We start from the raw sequence: 17,443 nt of genomic DNA, 5'->3' as shown, positions 1-17,443 counted from the left end.
CCACCGATGCAGCCGTGTCGGCTGGTAAGCATTGTATTATTTTTACCCGATCATTATGTGTATTTTGATTTTGCACAAAAAAAGACCCTACAAGATGACCTTTTTAAAAGTGTCCATCTTATAGGGTACATTTTATTGAGTGGCTGTACCTTTGAAATTAACGTGAAGGGTATATCCCTACTTAAGGGTTATGACAGCCGCTCGCTTAGTCTGACTATAATCGCAATCATCTCAGCCCTTGTCAGCGCCCGGTCAGGCTCCATTGTCGATGCAGAGACGCCGTTAAGCAGTCCCGCCCTCACGGAATATTCAATGCCCTCCCGATATGGCGAGCTAGCAATGTCGGCAAATGTCTGCGCATCTCTGACAGGATCAAGACGGCCTCCGGTCGCTTCGTAGAGCACCTGCGCAAGCAGCTCTCTGGTGATCGGCTCCTCCCCCAGACTGCTGACAGCCCTCAGCGTCTGCTCGCTGAGCTTTGCGCCGATTGAGGCCTTAGCGTAGAAGGACCAGTGCGATTTGTCGGTTACGTACCGCTCAACCGTACTTCTTGGCAGCGAGCTAGCGACCAGACCGCTTCTCATAAGCACGCGGTCCAGGAAGGTGAAAGCATCCGCTGTTCGGAGCGACTGATTCGGAGCAAACGTGCCATTTGGCATGCCGCTTGCCAAGCCAAGCCTAGTCGCCTCACGGATGGAGTCGAGCGCCCAATGTCGATCATTAACGTCTTTAAAGCTGGCGCTCGATGCGGTTGGGAGCTCGAGCACGCGATAACGGCCTTCAATTTGGATGCCTAGCGCCTTCAGCGCTTCCACTGGATTCGCGGCAATGACGGCCAGCTCCTCGTTCGTGAACACCTGATTCGTTAACAAGGCAAGCAGCGCAACCGTCAAGCCTTGCTCGGAGGACCAGGTATACGGCAGAAACTCCTCTACAGAGGTGACTACCTTCTGCTGTTCTTCGTCACTCAGCTTCTCGAAAGAGGCTTTAATTTGAGCGATGGACGCTTGCACGCCGCTGCTGCTCGCACTAGTGCTCGTGCCGCCGGATGTACCACCGCTGCCGCTTCCTGGGTTGTTCCCGTTTTGGCCGCCGCCAGATGGCGCAGTCGGCTGGGTAGGATCAGAGGAATCATTGTAGGAGGTTTTCGCCCATTGCAACGGCAGCATCTTCAGCCTGCCAGCGCCTGCATACGGGAGCACCAGTCCGTTCAGTTTTCCTGCGTCATACAGCTGATAGCGATAAGGAAGCTTACTCTTGAATGCAGTCGCATCCAGCGTAAGTCCAGCCTGGGACTCATCGGTTATCGTCAAGCTTGCTGGAACCCCATTCATGGTATATAGCGTGTTGAGAGCGCCTATATGACCGGCGGGGCTCGAGCCGTTGCCGCTTAGCAGCGCTTTGACAATGCCGCGAATATCGGAATTCTCAATGAGAACAGAAGCGCCTACAGTCGAGATTGCACCATTGCTGACGACCTTTGGTTGTGCTAGTTCGTTCGTAAGTGACTGTCGAAGCGTCAGCAGCGCGGAAGCATCCATAATTGTGTTGTATACATGACCGGAGCCTGCACGGAGCCGCGGCATCCGATCCATGGAGTTCAAATAATAGTTGTTGGCCAGCGTAATTCTTAAATTCCTCTGATTGGCTTCTGTATCTGAGGCGCCGATTAGGTGAGTTTTCTTCTGTGCCGCTGCAAAAGACCGCGCTTGCGCCTTGGTCATGTCGTACTCGGTCAGCAGCTTGTTATAATAAGGATATTGCTCTGGACTCGCCTCCAGCAGTGCCATCATATCATTAAAGAACGAGCCTTCGCTTTCGGGTAGAAACCGGCTCCACGAAATCGTCACATCGGATGTGTCGGTGTCTACGGCTTTTTTTATGTCAACAATGCCGTCATATGCTTTATAGAAGGTGCTGTGATCAATCCAGATGCCTGTACTGCCCTCCTGAATGGTAATGTAATCCCAATCATTGCGGTCATAATCGCCGCCCGTCTGTTCGTCCCACTCCCACAGCTCGTCGAACACGAGATTCCGAATAATGATATTGCTTGAGCCGTTGATTTCTATCTTTACGTGTGTCAGCTTTGCTCCGTTCTGAGAAAAAATCGTGAGACCGCTCATGCCCTCAAGCCGGAGCGTAGAAATTCCAGACTTTATCAGTGTAGGATGCATCAGCGGCTGATGCTGGGCCGGCTGAATAAGTCGGCCGTATTTCGCAATCTCATCCCCGATTTCCTCGGAGCCAAGCGCAATATCACCGAGCAGTTCAATAACGGTTGCCTTGCCTGTGTTCTTCGCTTTGGCAAGCGCACTTAGCAATTGCTCGGCTGTTGCAGCCTTATGATAGTTCTCTGATGTCTCCAGCAGCAATCCGCCGCCCGTTACCTGTCTTGACGCCGCATAGCCCTCCAGAGCATAGCGGCCAAGTCCGGTGTCGTTGGTGGAGTTAGGATTAGCTTTGTCAAACACATAGGTAGATTCGGTGAACTTCTCCTCTGTAACGGTTGTCATATTCCCAATGTAGTCGCCTTGTGCTCTTGCAGTAACGGTCTCATAAGGGTTCCACCCAAGAAAGGATGGCGTGAGCATATTTTCTGCCTGAGTCTTTGAAATTTGTGGCCGTCCGCTATGAATCGCGAAGCCATCCCCATAGGTGTAGTATTCATTAAAGCGGGCCTTCACCGCCAAGTTGCCGCTCATATCGGTATAGGGTGCTTGCTTGTTCACGATCCCGCTCATATACATATTAATGAACGTCGCGGCTCCATCCGGTCCCCAAGGCCGCGCGAGCAAATATTTCGTGCCGGACGCTCCTTCCTCAGCCATGATCCGGCTATTGTTGAAAATATAACCGTAGGACTTGTCAGCAGCCGTTCTAGGAGCGGTTACGTAGCCGCTGTTCTTCGCGGCATGGTAACGGAACACAATATCCGAATCATTGAACAACGCCTGCGCATCTCCATAAATAAAGTCTACATTGCCAAGAATGTAGCTCTTGTAATAATATTGACGATTTTTGCTGGCATATAGCGTATCCTGATAGCCGAGCAGCTTCACATGGACAAAGGTGCTCTGATCCGCATCTACCCGCAGCGCATCGGCTGATTCGTTGGACTTGGAGCCATCTCCCAAGTAGGGGTACGTATTCTCAAAGGTCAAATTTTCTGCGGAGAAGTTCGCAGCGCTTTCCAGTACATATACCGCATTTCGCTCTGCCGTGCTGCCACCTTCCGGCGACAGAACGGAATCATAAAAGTTGATATTGACCTGATCCCGATCCTCGCCGATCAGGCTGATGTTCGGCGCAGCAATTCTAAGGTGCTCGTCGTAGCTGCCTTCCTTAATTAGAATGACGATGCGTTCCGTATTACCGGCAGGCACAGCATCAACGGCTGCTTGCACCGTGCTGTAGAGCTTGACACCAGGCTGGCTCCCCGACAGCGCACCTTGCGGGCCCTGATGGGCGGCATCGACAATCGCATCGTAATGAGTCAAATACACAAAGTTGAAGGACGATCTGGTCGTATTCCCGCTCTGATCCGTGAAGAGAAGGGAAACATCGTTACGTCCCTCATTCAGCAGAGCGCGAAAGCCGAACGCTTCCTGCGGTTTCAGATGAACCTGCTCCTGCTCGGCGCCATTGACAAGCAGCCGCAGTGTTCCGCTGCGGTCGACGACACCCTCTAGCGTTGCTTTGTTTGCAAATACGGTGTCGTACGATTTTTTCGTGATGAATAGTTCAGCTGCTGCGTCTTCATACACATATTCCCCCTTATGTCCGGCAGAAGGTACGGATAATACCGGTACCGAACCATTGCTGGAATTGCTCGCCGAGCTCGCCACAACGTAGTAATAATAGGGTGTTTCATTAACGACATCTGTATCTGTATAGATGGTTTCCATTAAATCCTTAGCCAGCAAAACATATTCGCTCTGATCGGACGATCTGCGGTAGATGGCGTATGTGGTGGCCTCATGCACGGTGTTCCAATGAAGCATAAGCTTTCCATCTCCGCTCTCGATTGCAGCAACGGGAGCCTCCAGCGGCTCGACTATGGCAATTGTAGCGGATATGACCGGTTCTGTTCGGATAGCGCCTGCTATGCCGTACACTTTGAACTGATAGTGCCCGCTACCCTCTACAACTGCTGTGTAGAACTTGTCCTTCAACTGGTCAGCAATCATCTTATAGGTTGCTCCGCCGTCGGTTGACATTTCGACGACGTAGGCTGCATCATCATCCGCACTTGGCGTATCGCCATTCCAGGATAAGGAAATTTTTGTTCTATCCTCAGACAGCACGGGCTGTGCAATCCCCGTTGCCGTCGGTGCTTCACCGATGGCTGCATAAGCATCGTTCTGGTCATACAGCACATTCCCTTGCTCATCCTTAAACATAAGATTTCGAATAACCACCTCGACATTGGAGAAGGCGAAGCCGTATTTCAGATTTGCTGCTGCTCCGCCATCCAGCGCAATATTCCTATACTCAATTAAAGCGCTGTATGTTTGCTTGTTAAGAGTAGCCTCCGAATACCAGCCGCCAGCCCGCTTCTGATTGACCATGCGAATCGTATCGCCAATTTGATAAGCAAGGTCCATGCTTCCCGCGCTTGGTGTATTAGGGCTTCCGCTCTTGCTGTACACATTACGGAGGGTTTTGTTTCCCCTCACTCCAATCGTTGCGATTCGCGAGATGCTATTCCCGCTATCGAACATACCGAAGAATACGCCTTTATTGCTTGAATTGCCGACTGACTTAATCTGAATATCCGCTTCAATTGTAGCTGCATCCTCTCTAGCGTCGAAGACGTAATAGCTGATGCCGCTCAAGGAGCCGATATTCGCATTGCCGTTCGTATGCCCGACAATAAGCCGCTGTCCTTGAGGCACAACCGTCAACGTATTGTCCGGGTCGATTTCAGCGGGCATGTCCGGCTGCACTTTCACATCAGGCGGGCTGCCCAGCGCTCTGGCATAGTCGCTACCAACCAGGTAGTCGCTCGAGCTAGACGGTGTTTCAAGCACGCTCTGATCCTCCACATGGACACGGTATTCAGCCGGATAAGTGGTCTGATCTACAAATGTGGCAACAAGCTCGTTCGTGCCCGGCACGATGGCAAGCTTGGATACAACAGCTGTACTCAGATTGGTCACGTCTGAGTCATCTAGCTCGTTGCCGCTCAGATCCAGACTTATTGAAGCGCTTTCACTTTTGGCGTAATGAACGAGGCCCGTTGGAATGGTAAGAGATGAAGCGGATTCGGCCGAAAGCGCACCCGTAACCTTTACAATGACATTGCCAATCTGCAACGAGAAATCCTTTTGCGCCCAGCTCTTAATCTCTCCCTCTTCGCTGACGCTGGAACTCTGTGGCTCCGACAACGCTCCAAGAGAGACTGCTTCCTCCCATTCCTTCCTATCAATAGCCGCCGCCGAAAACGGTACAGCTGCGAGCAGCATAACACCCGCAAGTGTCAGCGCTGTCCATTTCCTGCATACGTTCCACAATCTATTAACCATCTGATAGCCCCTTTCTCTTGCAATTTATGTACATGATTCCATTCTAGGGGCGAAGGCTAATTCAACTCAACGACTGTCACCGCAAAACGCTAAAGAGCCAATCTAGTGATTATCCAGACTAACAAACGATAATCATCCAAACTTCTAAATTATCCCAAATGTGAGCTGCTGATTACTATTGCAATGTGATTGGCGTATGTCCTATAGCCGCTCGCCGCTGATAGAACTAGCCTATTCAAAAAACAGAAATATGGGAAATATAATACATAAAAAAAGCTGACCGTAAACGGTCAGCGAAACATGCCCCAAAGCTTGAGCAAGTGAAACGTATTGTTCGGGTCAATCTTCTGGGCGAGAACGAAAGCGACGATCTGCTCCTCCTGCGTATCCGTTAGCGGCTCCTGCAAAATACTGGCGGTCGATTTCACCAGCTTTCTGACTTTGACGCGATCCTGCAGGTCGAATTTAGTTACGTTAGCGAGCAGCAAGCGCACGCGATCCTTCATGAGCGGATTTTTCAGCTTGCCTTTAATACGTTCGACCAGTTGCGGGCGAATACCGTACTTTTGGTAGCTCAATGTTCCAGACACCTCCATGTTGGCATACCGTTTTCACGTTTAACTATATGCCAAAGGTTCCCGGATATTTCCTAATCGAGCTGTTCTCCTTGAAAAAGTTGATCACGATTCAGCTTTGCCTGTATTTTTGCATAAGCCGGATTGTCCCAAAAATCGTCGCGGGCACACAGCTCAGCCGCGTCGTCCCGCGCCATTTCCAGCACTTCGAAGTCCGCTGCCATGTCCGCGACACGAAATTCTGGCAGACCGCTCTGCTTCGTACCAAAAAAATCGCCCGGCCCCCGAATTTCGAGGTCACGGCGCGCCACCTCAAAGCCGTCATCTGTTTCCGTCATAACCTTCATGCGCTCGCGCCCTGTCTCCGATTTGGGATCAGCGACTAGCACGCAATAGGATTGATAGGAGCCGCGTCCAACCCGCCCCCGCAGCTGATGCAGCTGTGACAAGCCGAACCGCTCCGCATCCATAACGATCATCAGCGTCGCATTCGGAACATCGACGCCTACCTCAACAACGGTCGTAGCTACGAGTACATGCAGCTCGCCTGCACCGAAGGAGCTCATAACCTGCTCTTTCTCTGCCGCGCTCAGGCGCCCATGCAGCAGACCGATCTTCAGATCGGGAAAGGCTTGCTGCACCTGTATATACTGGTCTATGGCATTTTGCACATCCAGCTTCTCCGATTCCTCGATGAGCGGGCATATCATATAAGCCTGTCTGCCCTCTCCTACCTCGCGGCGAATAAAGCCAAGCACCCGGTCCATCATGCTATGCTTGACCCAATACGTTTTGATCGGCTTGCGCCCATGCGGACGCTCACGAATTGTCGATACATCCATATCCCCAAAAGCGGTAATGGCCAGCGTGCGCGGAATCGGCGTCGCCGTCATCGTCAGCACATCGGGATTCATTCCTTTGCGCCGCAAAACGCTGCGCTGATTAACGCCAAAGCGATGCTGCTCGTCCACTACTACGAGGCCAAGGCTGCGGAAAAAGACCGTGTCCTGAATGAGCGCATGTGTCCCAACGACAATGTCAATCAGCCCCATCTGAAGCCCCGCAAATACATCGCGGCGACGGCGCTCCGTCATGCTCCCCGTCAGCAGTCCAACCTCAATGTCCATGCCCTCGAACAGCTTCGTCAAGGAACGCATATGCTGCTCTGCCAGTATTTCCGTCGGAACCATTAATGCGCCTTGATGCCCGGATTTTACGGTACCATAGAGCGCAATGGCGGCAACGACCGTTTTACCCGAGCCGACATCGCCTTGCAGCAGCCGATTCATGCTTGCAGGCTGGCGCATGTCAACTAATAGTTCATTTACGACCTTCTTCTGCCCATCCGTCAGCTCGAACGGCAGCGTAGACGCGAACTGACGAATCGTCTCCGCCTCAATGATATGGGCGATACCGTCACCCCGCTTTCGGCTAAGCATTCGGTAAGCCTGCAATTTCAGCTGAAACAGGAACAGCTCCTCATACACCATCCGCCGCCGCGCTTCCAGGCCGTCCCTTATATCTCCCGGCTCGTGAATATGCAGCACCGCATCACGGCGAGCAATGAGCCGGTGCCGCTCCATAAGCTCAAATGGCAGCACCTCCTCGATCATCGGGCCATATTGCTGCAAAGCCTGCTTGATTGTTTTGCGCATCCATGGCTGCGTAATGGCCCCACCTACGGAATACACCGGCTGCAGCGTCCCCGATTTGGCAGAGCCGGCCCCTTCCGGAAACTCAGATTCCGAGACGGTCATCTGCTGACGATGCTGCTCCCACTTGCCTGTCAAAATAATGGTGCGCCCAGGCGTCAGCTGATCCCTTAGAAAATGGCGGTTAAACCATACCGCCGTAACGAGCAAAAAGTCGATCTCAATTTTACAAGTGAGCCGCGATTTATTTTTCCCGTAACGCTGCAGCACTGGCATGCCCCGCACAACCCCTTGCACGGTAGCTTTGTCTCCGTCCTTGACATCTGCTAGCGCGCGAACGCGGTAATCCTCATAACGAAATGGAAAATAGTCCAGCAAATCAGCAACGGTATGAACGCCAAAGGCGTGAAGCTCTTGCTCCTTCGGAGCGCTCACGCCTTTAATTTGCCGGACGGAATATTGCTCCAGCGTCATCTTAATCATTCCTCACACTTTATACATAAATACAGCCGATGTATTAGGCCCCACATGAGTGCCAATCGTAGCACCAATCGTTATAAATTCAATAAACGCGACATTCGGCTTGTTTTTGAGCAGCGCCGCAAGCTCCTGCGCCGTCTCCTCGCCATGCGTCCAGCCAATCGCTATCCCAACGCGTTCATTGCCAAAATCCTTGTCGAGCAATTCCATCATGCGCAGCATCGCTTTTTTCATACCGCGCACCTTGTCCACAGACTGAACCGTACCTTCCGAATCAAGGGAAAGTATCGGCTTAATGTTCAAAATCGATCCGAACAGCGCTGCCGCCTTGCCGATTCGGCCGCCCTTCTGGAGAAACTCCAGCGAGCCAACGAGGAAATAAAGGCTTAGCTCCTTTTGAAGGCGAGCCACCTCTGCCAAAATCGCCTCTTTAGAGGCCCCCTCGCGCGCCATTCGGGCTGCTGTCACTACCTGAACCCCAAAGCCATACGAAGCCGACTTGGAATCAATGACCGTCACATCCGCCTGCTCATCAAGCATAGATTTCGCAATGACACCCGACTGATAAGTGCCACTGAGTACGGACGCCAAATGAATCGATATAATAATAGCTTCCGGATCCTCCTGTAAAATCCGTTCATATACTTCAAGAAACTCCGCTGGAGACGGCTGCGAGGTTGTCGGAAGAACAGGCGAGGCAATCAGCTTTTCATAAAACTGCTCCTTCCCAATCGTCACGCCATCCAAATAGGTTTCTTCACCAAACAGCACCTTCAGCGGTATAACCTGAATGCCCAGCTCTGCACATCTTTCGGCCGGTACATCCGAAGTGCTGTCGGTTATAATATGAATGTTCCTCATGTTCGCGCCCCCTTTCGTACCGAATCAACAGCTGTTGAATGATTATTGACCTGTCATTACTCCACAGCGAATAAATAAGGATAAAGCGGCTGTCCGCCCTCTTGAATTTCCAGCTCCGCATCGGGATAAGCCTCTGCCACCCATGCTTCCAGCGCTTCCGTATCCTCCGCCTTCGCCTCTGCTCCAGTAAGCATCGTAATCAGCTCGCCGCCGCCGCTCATAAGCTCAGTAATAAGGAGGCGGCAAGTCTCTGCCAGATCCTCATGCGCTGCGACGATGGCCTTCTCTTTAATACCGATAAAATCGCCCTCGCGAATGCTTACACCATCAATTGTCGTGTCGCGAACCGCATGCGTTACTTGGCCGGATACAACCTGCTCCGCCGCATTTTTCATCCAATCCGTATTGCGCGAAGCGCTCTCATCCTCTTTGAAAGCCAGCACTGCCGCAAGCCCTTGTGGAATCGTCTTCGTCGGAATAACGGTAACGTTGCGTTCACTAAGCTCAGCAGCCTGCTCAGCAGCAAGAATAATATTGCCGTTATTCGGCAGCAAGTAAATATGCTCCGCCACAAGCGATTCAATAGCCTTAACGAAATCTTCGGTGCTCGGATTCATCGTTTGCCCGCCGGACAGCACAATATCCACTTCATTATCCAGAAAAATATTCGAAATGCCTTCGCCGAGAGCTACAGCAATGATGCCAAAGGGCGCCAGCTCATGAACTTGTCCAGGCGGTACAGCCGCTCCCGAAGTTCCCGCCAGCAGCTCTGGCGAGGAAATGCTTCCCGACAGCGCATAATCAGGCAGCACCGCGTAGGACGGAATCGCTGCTTCTTCCTCCAGAAGCTCACGATGCTGATCACGCATATTCAGAATATGCAGGTTCGTCAGCTCACCGTAAGGGAGTGCCAAATTCAGCACATCCCCCGGCCTGCGGGAATGCACATGAACTTTAATGATATCGTCCTCAGCAATGACGAGTATCGAGTCCCCATCTTTGCCAAGCGCCCTCTTGAAAGCGTATTCATCAAAAAACGGAGCAGCTTTGCCCTCAGGCTTGCGATTAATAAAAAACTCCATGTCATAGAAAAACTCAATATCTGCTGTCTCCAGATGGGATTGTGCAGCAAAATTCGTTGCCTTGCGTGGAGCTGAAGCTGGCTGTGCCGTCGGAACACTTACTTCTTCGGGCGGCGCTGCTTCAGATAATAGGGAATAGCTTTCATATGCACCTTCACCCTCAACTAAATAACGAACAAACCCTTCATAAATAAGCACCAGCCCTTGTCCGCCAGAATCTACAACGCCAACCTGCTTAAGCACAGGAAGCATATCCGGTGTACGCTGAAGTGTTTCATTCGCTTTATCGTAAACCTCTTTCATAAGCTCCGTAACATCATTCGTACGGCGTGCATAAGCAACCGCATGCTTCGCTGCTTCCTTGGCTACCGTCAAAATCGTTCCTTCCACCGGCTTCACAACAGCCTTATAAGCAAGATCTACACCGTGCTGCAACGCCGCTGCAATCTGCTGAGGGCCAGCTTGCTCAACGTTTGCAAGTCCCTTCGAAAAACCACGAAACAGCTGTGACAAAATAACGCCTGAGTTGCCTCTAGCCCCCATCAGAAGTCCTTTAGACAGCACTTCCGTCGTTTTGCCTAAATGATCGGACGGCTTGCTGCGCAGCTCACGAATGCCTGAGGCAATCGTCAAATTCATATTCGTTCCCGTATCGCCATCAGGCACAGGGAAAACATTCAACGCATTTACCTTATCGACATTTTGATTTAACAAATCTGCGCCCAGCACGGCCATGGCGGTAAAATCGGAACCGTTAATGAAGCCCTTACTCAATGAAAATTCCCCTTCCTGCTATGTAGATACCCTTACATCCTGCACAAATATATGGACCTGGTCCACATTGAGACCAATAACATCGCTCATCACATATTTCACCTTCGTCTGAATATTATGCGCTACCTCTGAAATTTTCGTACCGTAGCTCACAATAATATACAAATCAATATAAAGTTTATCTTGTTCTCTGCGAATTTCAACGCCGCGCGCCAAATTCTCTCTGCCCAGGAGCTCGGCAATGCCATCCTTTAATTGTTTGCGAGAAGCCATCCCGACAAGGCCATAACAATCCATTGCGGCGGAGCCTGCCATAACGGCAATGCATTCCTCTGTTATGAAAATTCGGCCAAGCTCAGTGCTGAGCGTAAGTGGCATGGAAATTCACTCCTTTATTGTCTAGATTGCTTCTTTTGTCAATTGCTGCTGAAGCTTCAACAAAAATCTTTAACTCATTATTATTGTACTATAAACTGTTACGTTATAGAAGGGCAGACGGTGCCAACCTCAGGCAAATCGCCATAAAAAACATCAGTTTTAGTTGCTCAGACTTCGCAACTATGATACGATATCAAAGTATGTTTATGTGCAGGCTTCTTCAACGCTTTTTCAAGCCAATGAAGCGGTTTTGCTCACGCAGAACTGGGAGCTTATGGCTACGATGCGGTTTTGCTTATGCAATAACTGACAGCTTATGCTAACAATGCGCTTTTAGCTCAGCACTACTTGAAGGAGGTGTACTCATGTCCCGCAAATGTTTTCTAACAGGCAAAAGCCCTGGTACAGGCAATAACGTTTCCCACGCTAACAACAAAAACCGTCGTTCTTGGGGAGTAAACGTTCAGAAAGTTCGCATTCTAGTTGACGGTAAACCGAAACGCGTTTATGTCAGCGCGCGCGCTCTGAAATCCGGCAAAGTAACTCGCGTATAATTCATCTCCTGCAGCTTTATGCTGTATGGTAGACAAAAAGCACCTGGGCTCAGGTGCTTTTTATTGTTCACATAAACCACGATCATTCGAAGGCGGCTGCAAAGGAACTAACTTTTTTGGAAGGTATTCAAAATCGCCTTTACGAACCCGCCCAAAAATTTCGGCAGCTTGATCGTGTAAAATTTCATGCCCATCCCTCCTCAGACACGCTCATCGAAATGGTGACTTACATGCTTTTTCTTCCCGCATACACATGCTATGTTTCACGCAAGGTGAAACGGCTGTCGCCATCTTCTGGCGGCGCGGCGCGTTTCATTCCGAGAAATATAGAGAACGGATAGAAACATCATATACGTTCCTATATTTCAAGGTGAAACGGCCATAAGCCATCCTCTGGCGGCGTGGCGCGTTTCATTCTGAGAAATATAGAGAACGGATAGAAACATCATATACGTTCCTATATTTCAAGGTGAAACGGCCATAAGCCATCCTCTGGCGGCGCGGCGCGTTTCATTCCGAGAAATATAGAGAAAGGATCGTGCTGCGATATACTTCCCTATATTTCAAAAAAATGGCTACACGAACCTGCGTTCATGTAACCATCCTATGCGCTAAGCCTTTGTCCTATTCCATTTGAGCGAGTACGGAAAACCTCTCAAGCATAATGCTCACGCCAATGGTGGCGGATTCTCATTGATGAACTGGATTGCCGTATAAACCAATACGGCCAAGAAATAAAATACCAGGCCCAGTACAATTACCGTTATTCGTGCCCATAGTCTCTCAACCCTTTTGAAAAACTGAAAAATCAAATACAAAGCAAGCAAAGAAAACACATATTTGATCATTCCAGTTAAAATGGAGAAAGCCGCCAGCAGCAGGCCTATGCCGAGCGCAAATAGGATCACCCACAGCCATGTCTTCCCGCGAGATGTCTCGTATTCTTCCATTGCAGCCTCCCAAGTGCAAACTTAATTTAACAATTTAAGATATGCAGCCTAGCGTAAAACCGATATAGCCGCCGCGCGATCTGCCTGGGCAAATACCGCATTGCCAGCTACGAGCACATTCGCGCCTGCCTCCGTCACAAGCTTAGCCGTCTCTTCATTAATGCCGCCATCCACCTGCACATGAACATGCTGCAGCTCGCGCTCCGCTAGCATGCTGCGGATTTGACGCAGCTTGTTCAGCGAATAAGGGATAAACTTCTGCCCGCCAAAGCCCGGATTTACCGTCATAACCAATATGAGGTCCACATCGGCTAGCACGGATTCCAGCACAGACACCGGAGTTCCTGGGTTAATGGCTACGCCCGCTGGAAGTCCTAGCTCCTTAATTTGATAAAGCGTACGGTGCAAATGCACGCAGGCTTCTGCATGTACCGTAATTCGATCAGCACCAGCAGCTGCGTAACTCGCGATTGACAACTCCGGACGCTCAATCATCAGATGCACATCGAAAGGCAGCTTTGTTGCTGGCCTTACAGCCGCGATGACAGGAGGACCAAAGGTTAAGTTCGGTACGAACTGCCCATCCATAACATCTACATGAATCCAGTCCGCTCCTGCCTGCTCAATACCTGAAATTTCTTCTCCGAGCCGGCTGAAGTCAGCCGATAAAATAGAGGGTGCAATTATAGTCATGGGTTGGTTAGTACCTCCGTTTTTTATCTTTCATTTCATTTAAAAACTGCAAGTAATTTTCATAACGGCTTGGCGCTATTTTGCCTTCTTCCAAAGCAGAAAGAACCGCGCAGCCCGGCTCCTGGACATGCGTGCAGCCACGGAATTTGCAGTCCGGAGACAATGCCCGGATTTCTCGAAAACAGTAGCCTAAATCTTCAATGCCAAGCTCTGTGAAATCGAGCTGGCTAAAGCCAGGTGTATCGGCGACATAACCTCCTCCGCCAATATCAATCAGCTCCACATGTCTCGTCGTGTGCTTGCCCCGTCCAAGACGATTGCTGATCGCATTCGTCTCAAGCTTCAATCCAGGCACAATCGCATTAAGAAGCGAAGATTTACCTACGCCCGATTGACCAGCAAAAACAGCCAAATGCCCTTGCAGCCGCTGCTGAAGCTCCTCGATGCCTTTCCCCTGTCGGGAGCTTGTCCCATAAATCTCGTAGCCAATAGCAGAGTAAATACGATTGACAGAAGCTGCGGCCTCAGCAGCGGCTTCTGTCTCCTCGCCATCATGCTCCAAATCCTGCTTGCTAAGGCACAGCACCGCTTCGATCTCCGCATGCTCGATATGCACAAGAAACTTATCCAGCAGCGTCAAATTGAGCGTTGGCTCCGTTACGGAAAAAACCAGCATCGCTACATCAATATTGGCTACCGGCGGGCGAATGAGCTCGGAGGAGCGCGGCAAAACCCGCTCCACCGTGCCCTCGCCATTATCTGTAAGACTATATACAACCTCGTCGCCGACTAAGGGAGTAATTCCTTTATTTTTCAAAACGCCGCGCCCGCGGCATTGTACCGTTGCATCCTGCGATTCAGACTCATTCGGCAGTACATAATAATAGCCACTTAGCGCCTTCACAATGCGTCCTTGAAGCTCAAGAGAGGCTTGATTACGGCTGTTGCTCTTCACTTGCAACTCTTTCCTTATCTTTTCCTTTTCCTTTTGCTTCTCCCTGCTCGCTTCCTTGGTCATCGCTGTGGTCAACCTCCGATTGATCCGGCTCCAATGTCGGTTCAGGAGTCGGCGATTCCGATACAGCCGGCTCTTCTGTAGCAGGCGCTGTCACCTGCTCATCCTCCCCAGGCACCGTGACAGTAGATGAACTGCTGCTTTGCGCCAGTTGATCATAAGTGACGGATTTCGTATCAACAAACTGACTATCCCTATAAATCGTAATCATGGCCTCGGTGTTCGGTGCCAAGACGACGGTTACGGGGAATGTCTGGGTATCTTGAATTTGGTTTCTGCCCCATTCAATATTCTGCCCTCTAGCGTCGGTGTAAACGATGCGAATTTCGCTCGTTTTCCCAGCCTTCGCTGGCGAAATGACAACATTGAACTGATGCTCCTTCGCTTCCGCAGAAGGACCTGAGCTGACTCTAATGGAAATGCTGGCGCCTTTCGGAACAGGGTCATTCGGCTTGTATTGGGCTTGATTCAGCACAAGACCCTTAGCCTGTACATAGCTTGGCTCATACAAAATATCATCATCGGAAAGCGTTAGCCCATTCGCTTTCACTATATCCTTAGCCTCAGCTACTGTTTTGCCAATCAAATTCGGCATTTTAATCGTTTCCATGCCTTTGCTGACCATAAACTGGAATTTCACCGTATTCGGATCAAAATCGGTTCCCGGCTCCGGCTGTTGTGTAACGACCGTATCCACTTCCTGCTCGCTGAATACTTCTTCAACATCAATTTGCGTATCCGGATTAATGCCAAGCGCAGAAAGCTCATCCTTAACCGCCTGCAGCGTCTTGCCCCGGTAATCGCCAAGCTGCTTTAGCATCGGTCCATCACTTACAGATAGCTGTATAAACGAGCCCTGCTTGACACGCATATTTTTCTTCGTCTGCTCAAATACCTGATTAAACGGTATATCATCGCGGAATTCCCGTATCGTCGGCTCCTGCACCTTCAGCCCAAACTCTTCAAGCTTTGCCGTCGCCTGCTCCAAGTCGAGACCGACAACGTACGGCACATTCACTTCCTCTACATCCAGCCGATCAAGCAAAGTTACGAAACCCCATATTATGAATGCCAGAACAACCAGCGTGCTTGCCACAATTATCGTCGGTCGCTTCCAGCCTTTTGCTTTCTTATTCAGTACTTCTCTCTCTCCTTGCCGGCTCGCCTGATCCGAAGAAACCTCCGCCTTCTCATAGCTTGACTCGCTCTGGCGAATGGGACGGAGATCACTGCCGCGAATGGCTGGCATAACGCGTGTCTCATCCAGATCATTCACATGCGCAAATGAAACCTTCTCCTCATTCCTCCGATTTGGCGACAGGCACGTTTCCAAATCGTTCAGCATTTCCTGAGCCGAATGGTAACGTTCCCCCGGATTTTTGCGCATCGCCCGTAAAATAACATTTTCCACACTTTGCGGTATATGAGGGTTTAGGGCGCGCGGCTCCTCAAACGTTTCCTGCAAATGCTTCAAAGCGACGCTAATCGGGCTTTCTCCCAAAAAAGGCAAATTGCCGGTAAGCATCTGATAGAGTACAATGCCTAGCGAATAAAGGTCGGATTTCTCGCCTGTACTTACCCCTTTCGCATGCTCAGGAGAAAAATAATGAACAGAGCCCAGCACCGAGCCTGTCTGGGTAATGGTAGAAGAAGTAACCGCACGGGCAATACCGAAATCAGTTACCTTGACCCTGCCGTTTTTACCGATCAAAATATTATGTGGTTTAATATCGCGATGAATAATATGATTCTGATGGGCATGACCAAGCGCATCGCAAATTTGAATGGCAATGCGAACCGATTCATCCGCCTGCAGCGGGGCACGCTCCACGATAATCTCATTAAGATTGCTGCCTTCGATATACTCCATAACGATATAATGCGTATCTTCCTCTTGTCCTACATCATAGATGCTAACGACATTGGGATGGGATAACGCAGCTGCCGATTGCGCCTCACGGCGAAATCTGCGAATAAACTCTTCATCATGCACAAACTGCTGGCGCAGCACTTTAACCGCTACATTGCGGTTCAACAGGACGTCATGGGCTTTATAGACAAGCGCCATGCCGCCTCCGCCGATGCGAGTCAGAATTTCATAGCGACCGCCTAAATTATGCCCTATCATCAGTTGCACACTCCTCTCGATCTGCGCTGGTATTTACTTGCAGCAGCACGACGGTCACATTATCGTCCCCGCCAGCGCGCAGCGCCAAATGGATGAGATGCTCCGCTTTATCTTTCAGGCTCGCTCCACCCTTCGTTACGGTATACATAATTTGATCATCGCTGACCATGTTCGTCAGCCCATCGCTGCAAAGCAGAATGTAATCATCGGCCGAGTAGGAAATCGTCTGTATATCAACCTCAACAGACGCATCAGTGCCAACCGCCCGGGTAAGCACATTCCGCCGTGGATGGACAGCCGCCTCCTTCTCGCTGATCTGCCCTGATTTCAGCAGCTCATTGACAAGCGTATGATCCTCCGTCAACTGCACGATGCAGCTTTTGGACATGACATAAGCGCGACTGTCGCCAATATGCCCGATGACGGCTTCCCGCCCTTGAAACATGGCAGCAACTATCGTAGTTCCCATATTATAATATTGCTCATTGCGCGATGCCATGTCATAAACGACATCATTCGCATCTACAATGGCTTTGCGCAAAAATGCCTTGCCTTCCTCAATGGAAAAGTCAGCTCTCGCCGCAATGGGCTCCAGCATTTCACGGAATGTATTCACTGCCAGCCGGCTCGCTACATCGCCCGCCTGATGGCCGCCCATCCCGTCAGCGACTATAGCAAACGTGATGCCATTATCTAGCTGTCCTACCCATGAATGATCTTCATTGACTTGACGAACTTTTCCGATATCGCTCAGGTTTGCCGTAATCAACCGT

Annotated in this window: 13 protein-coding genes; 1 reads left to right on the top strand and 12 read right to left on the bottom strand. The window is 50.4% G+C overall.

Going from position 1 to position 17,443, the window contains the following annotated elements:
* Positions 1–188: 188 nt before the first annotated feature.
* From V5J77_RS11155 to V5J77_RS11130, 6 genes are all read right to left on the bottom strand, one after another.
* Positions 189–5,528: a pectinesterase family protein gene (locus V5J77_RS11155; protein WP_338555832.1), complete on the bottom strand. Its 5,340-nt coding sequence runs from the start codon at positions 5,526–5,528 to the stop codon at positions 189–191.
* Positions 5,529–5,818: 290 nt separating this feature from the next.
* Positions 5,819–6,106 (bottom strand): stage VI sporulation protein F, encoded by a 288-nt coding sequence (locus V5J77_RS11150; RefSeq protein WP_338555831.1) that lies wholly within the window; start codon positions 6,104–6,106, stop codon positions 5,819–5,821.
* Between the two features lie 71 nt (positions 6,107–6,177).
* Positions 6,178–8,229, bottom strand: coding sequence for an ATP-dependent DNA helicase RecG (recG, locus tag V5J77_RS11145; RefSeq protein ID WP_338556713.1), 2,052 nt, complete (start codon positions 8,227–8,229; stop codon positions 6,178–6,180).
* A gap of 12 nt (positions 8,230–8,241) precedes the next feature.
* Positions 8,242–9,096 (bottom strand): DegV family protein, encoded by an 855-nt coding sequence (locus tag V5J77_RS11140; RefSeq protein WP_338555830.1) that lies wholly within the window; start codon positions 9,094–9,096, stop codon positions 8,242–8,244.
* Between the two features lie 56 nt (positions 9,097–9,152).
* Positions 9,153–10,913: a DAK2 domain-containing protein gene (locus V5J77_RS11135; RefSeq protein ID WP_338556711.1), complete on the bottom strand. Its 1,761-nt coding sequence runs from the start codon at positions 10,911–10,913 to the stop codon at positions 9,153–9,155.
* A gap of 57 nt (positions 10,914–10,970) precedes the next feature.
* The gene (locus V5J77_RS11130) at positions 10,971–11,330 is read right to left on the bottom strand and encodes an Asp23/Gls24 family envelope stress response protein (RefSeq protein WP_338555829.1); all 360 of its coding nucleotides are present in this window, start codon (positions 11,328–11,330) and stop codon (positions 10,971–10,973) included.
* Between the two features lie 365 nt (positions 11,331–11,695).
* Between V5J77_RS11130 and rpmB the strand changes: the two genes are divergently transcribed.
* Entirely contained in the window at positions 11,696–11,884 is a 189-nt protein-coding gene (gene rpmB, locus V5J77_RS11125) for a 50S ribosomal protein L28 (protein ID WP_046230617.1), read from the top strand.
* Positions 11,885–11,991: 107 nt separating this feature from the next.
* Here rpmB and spoVM read toward each other — a convergent pair whose 3' ends face one another.
* From spoVM to V5J77_RS11095, 6 genes are all read right to left on the bottom strand, one after another.
* The gene (gene spoVM, locus V5J77_RS11120; protein ID WP_040711006.1) at positions 11,992–12,072 is read right to left on the bottom strand and encodes a stage V sporulation protein SpoVM; all 81 of its coding nucleotides are present in this window, start codon (positions 12,070–12,072) and stop codon (positions 11,992–11,994) included.
* Between the two features lie 480 nt (positions 12,073–12,552).
* Positions 12,553–12,834, bottom strand: coding sequence for a hypothetical protein (locus V5J77_RS11115; RefSeq protein WP_338555828.1), 282 nt, complete (start codon positions 12,832–12,834; stop codon positions 12,553–12,555).
* Positions 12,835–12,882: 48 nt separating this feature from the next.
* Complete coding sequence (gene rpe / locus V5J77_RS11110; RefSeq protein WP_338555827.1) at positions 12,883–13,527, bottom strand: ribulose-phosphate 3-epimerase; 645 nt, start codon at positions 13,525–13,527, stop codon at positions 12,883–12,885.
* Positions 13,528–13,534: 7 nt separating this feature from the next.
* Positions 13,535–14,482 carry a ribosome small subunit-dependent GTPase A gene (rsgA, locus tag V5J77_RS11105; protein WP_338555826.1) on the bottom strand — a complete coding sequence of 316 codons (948 nt, stop codon included), beginning with the start codon at positions 14,480–14,482 and terminating at the stop codon, positions 13,535–13,537.
* A complete protein-coding gene (gene pknB, locus V5J77_RS11100; RefSeq protein ID WP_338555825.1) occupies positions 14,463–16,670 on the bottom strand; it encodes a Stk1 family PASTA domain-containing Ser/Thr kinase in 2,208 nt (735 codons plus the stop codon). Before pknB ends, rsgA begins: the two co-directional genes overlap by 20 nt.
* A complete protein-coding gene (locus V5J77_RS11095) occupies positions 16,657–17,439 on the bottom strand; it encodes a Stp1/IreP family PP2C-type Ser/Thr phosphatase (RefSeq protein ID WP_338555824.1) in 783 nt (260 codons plus the stop codon). The genes pknB and V5J77_RS11095 overlap by 14 nt, the downstream gene beginning before the upstream one ends.
* Between the last annotated feature and the right edge of the window lie 4 nt (positions 17,440–17,443).

This window comes from Paenibacillus sp. KS-LC4 (assembly GCF_036894955.1).
Lineage (GTDB): Bacteria > Bacillota > Bacilli > Paenibacillales > Paenibacillaceae > Pristimantibacillus.
This window is presented reverse-complemented; position numbering and strand designations above follow the sequence as displayed.

Excerpts from the sequence above, each read along its gene's own strand:
- V5J77_RS11130 (WP_338555829.1), bottom strand. The coding sequence starts at position 11,330 with ATGCCACTTACGCTCAGCACTGAGCTTGGCCGAATTTTCATAACAGAG.
- rpmB (WP_046230617.1), top strand. The coding sequence starts at position 11,696 with ATGTCCCGCAAATGTTTTCTAACAGGCAAAAGCCCTGGTACAGGCAAT.
- pknB (WP_338555825.1), bottom strand. The coding sequence starts at position 16,670 with ATGATAGGGCATAATTTAGGCGGTCGCTATGAAATTCTGACTCGCATC.
- V5J77_RS11115 (WP_338555828.1), bottom strand. The coding sequence starts at position 12,834 with ATGGAAGAATACGAGACATCTCGCGGGAAGACATGGCTGTGGGTGATC.
- spoVM (WP_040711006.1), bottom strand. The coding sequence starts at position 12,072 with ATGAAATTTTACACGATCAAGCTGCCGAAATTTTTGGGCGGGTTCGTA.
- V5J77_RS11155 (WP_338555832.1), bottom strand. The coding sequence starts at position 5,528 with ATGGTTAATAGATTGTGGAACGTATGCAGGAAATGGACAGCGCTGACA.
- recG (WP_338556713.1), bottom strand. The coding sequence starts at position 8,229 with ATGACGCTGGAGCAATATTCCGTCCGGCAAATTAAAGGCGTGAGCGCT.
- rpe (WP_338555827.1), bottom strand. The coding sequence starts at position 13,527 with ATGACTATAATTGCACCCTCTATTTTATCGGCTGACTTCAGCCGGCTC.
- V5J77_RS11140 (WP_338555830.1), bottom strand. The coding sequence starts at position 9,096 with ATGAGGAACATTCATATTATAACCGACAGCACTTCGGATGTACCGGCC.
- V5J77_RS11135 (WP_338556711.1), bottom strand. The coding sequence starts at position 10,913 with ATGGCCGTGCTGGGCGCAGATTTGTTAAATCAAAATGTCGATAAGGTA.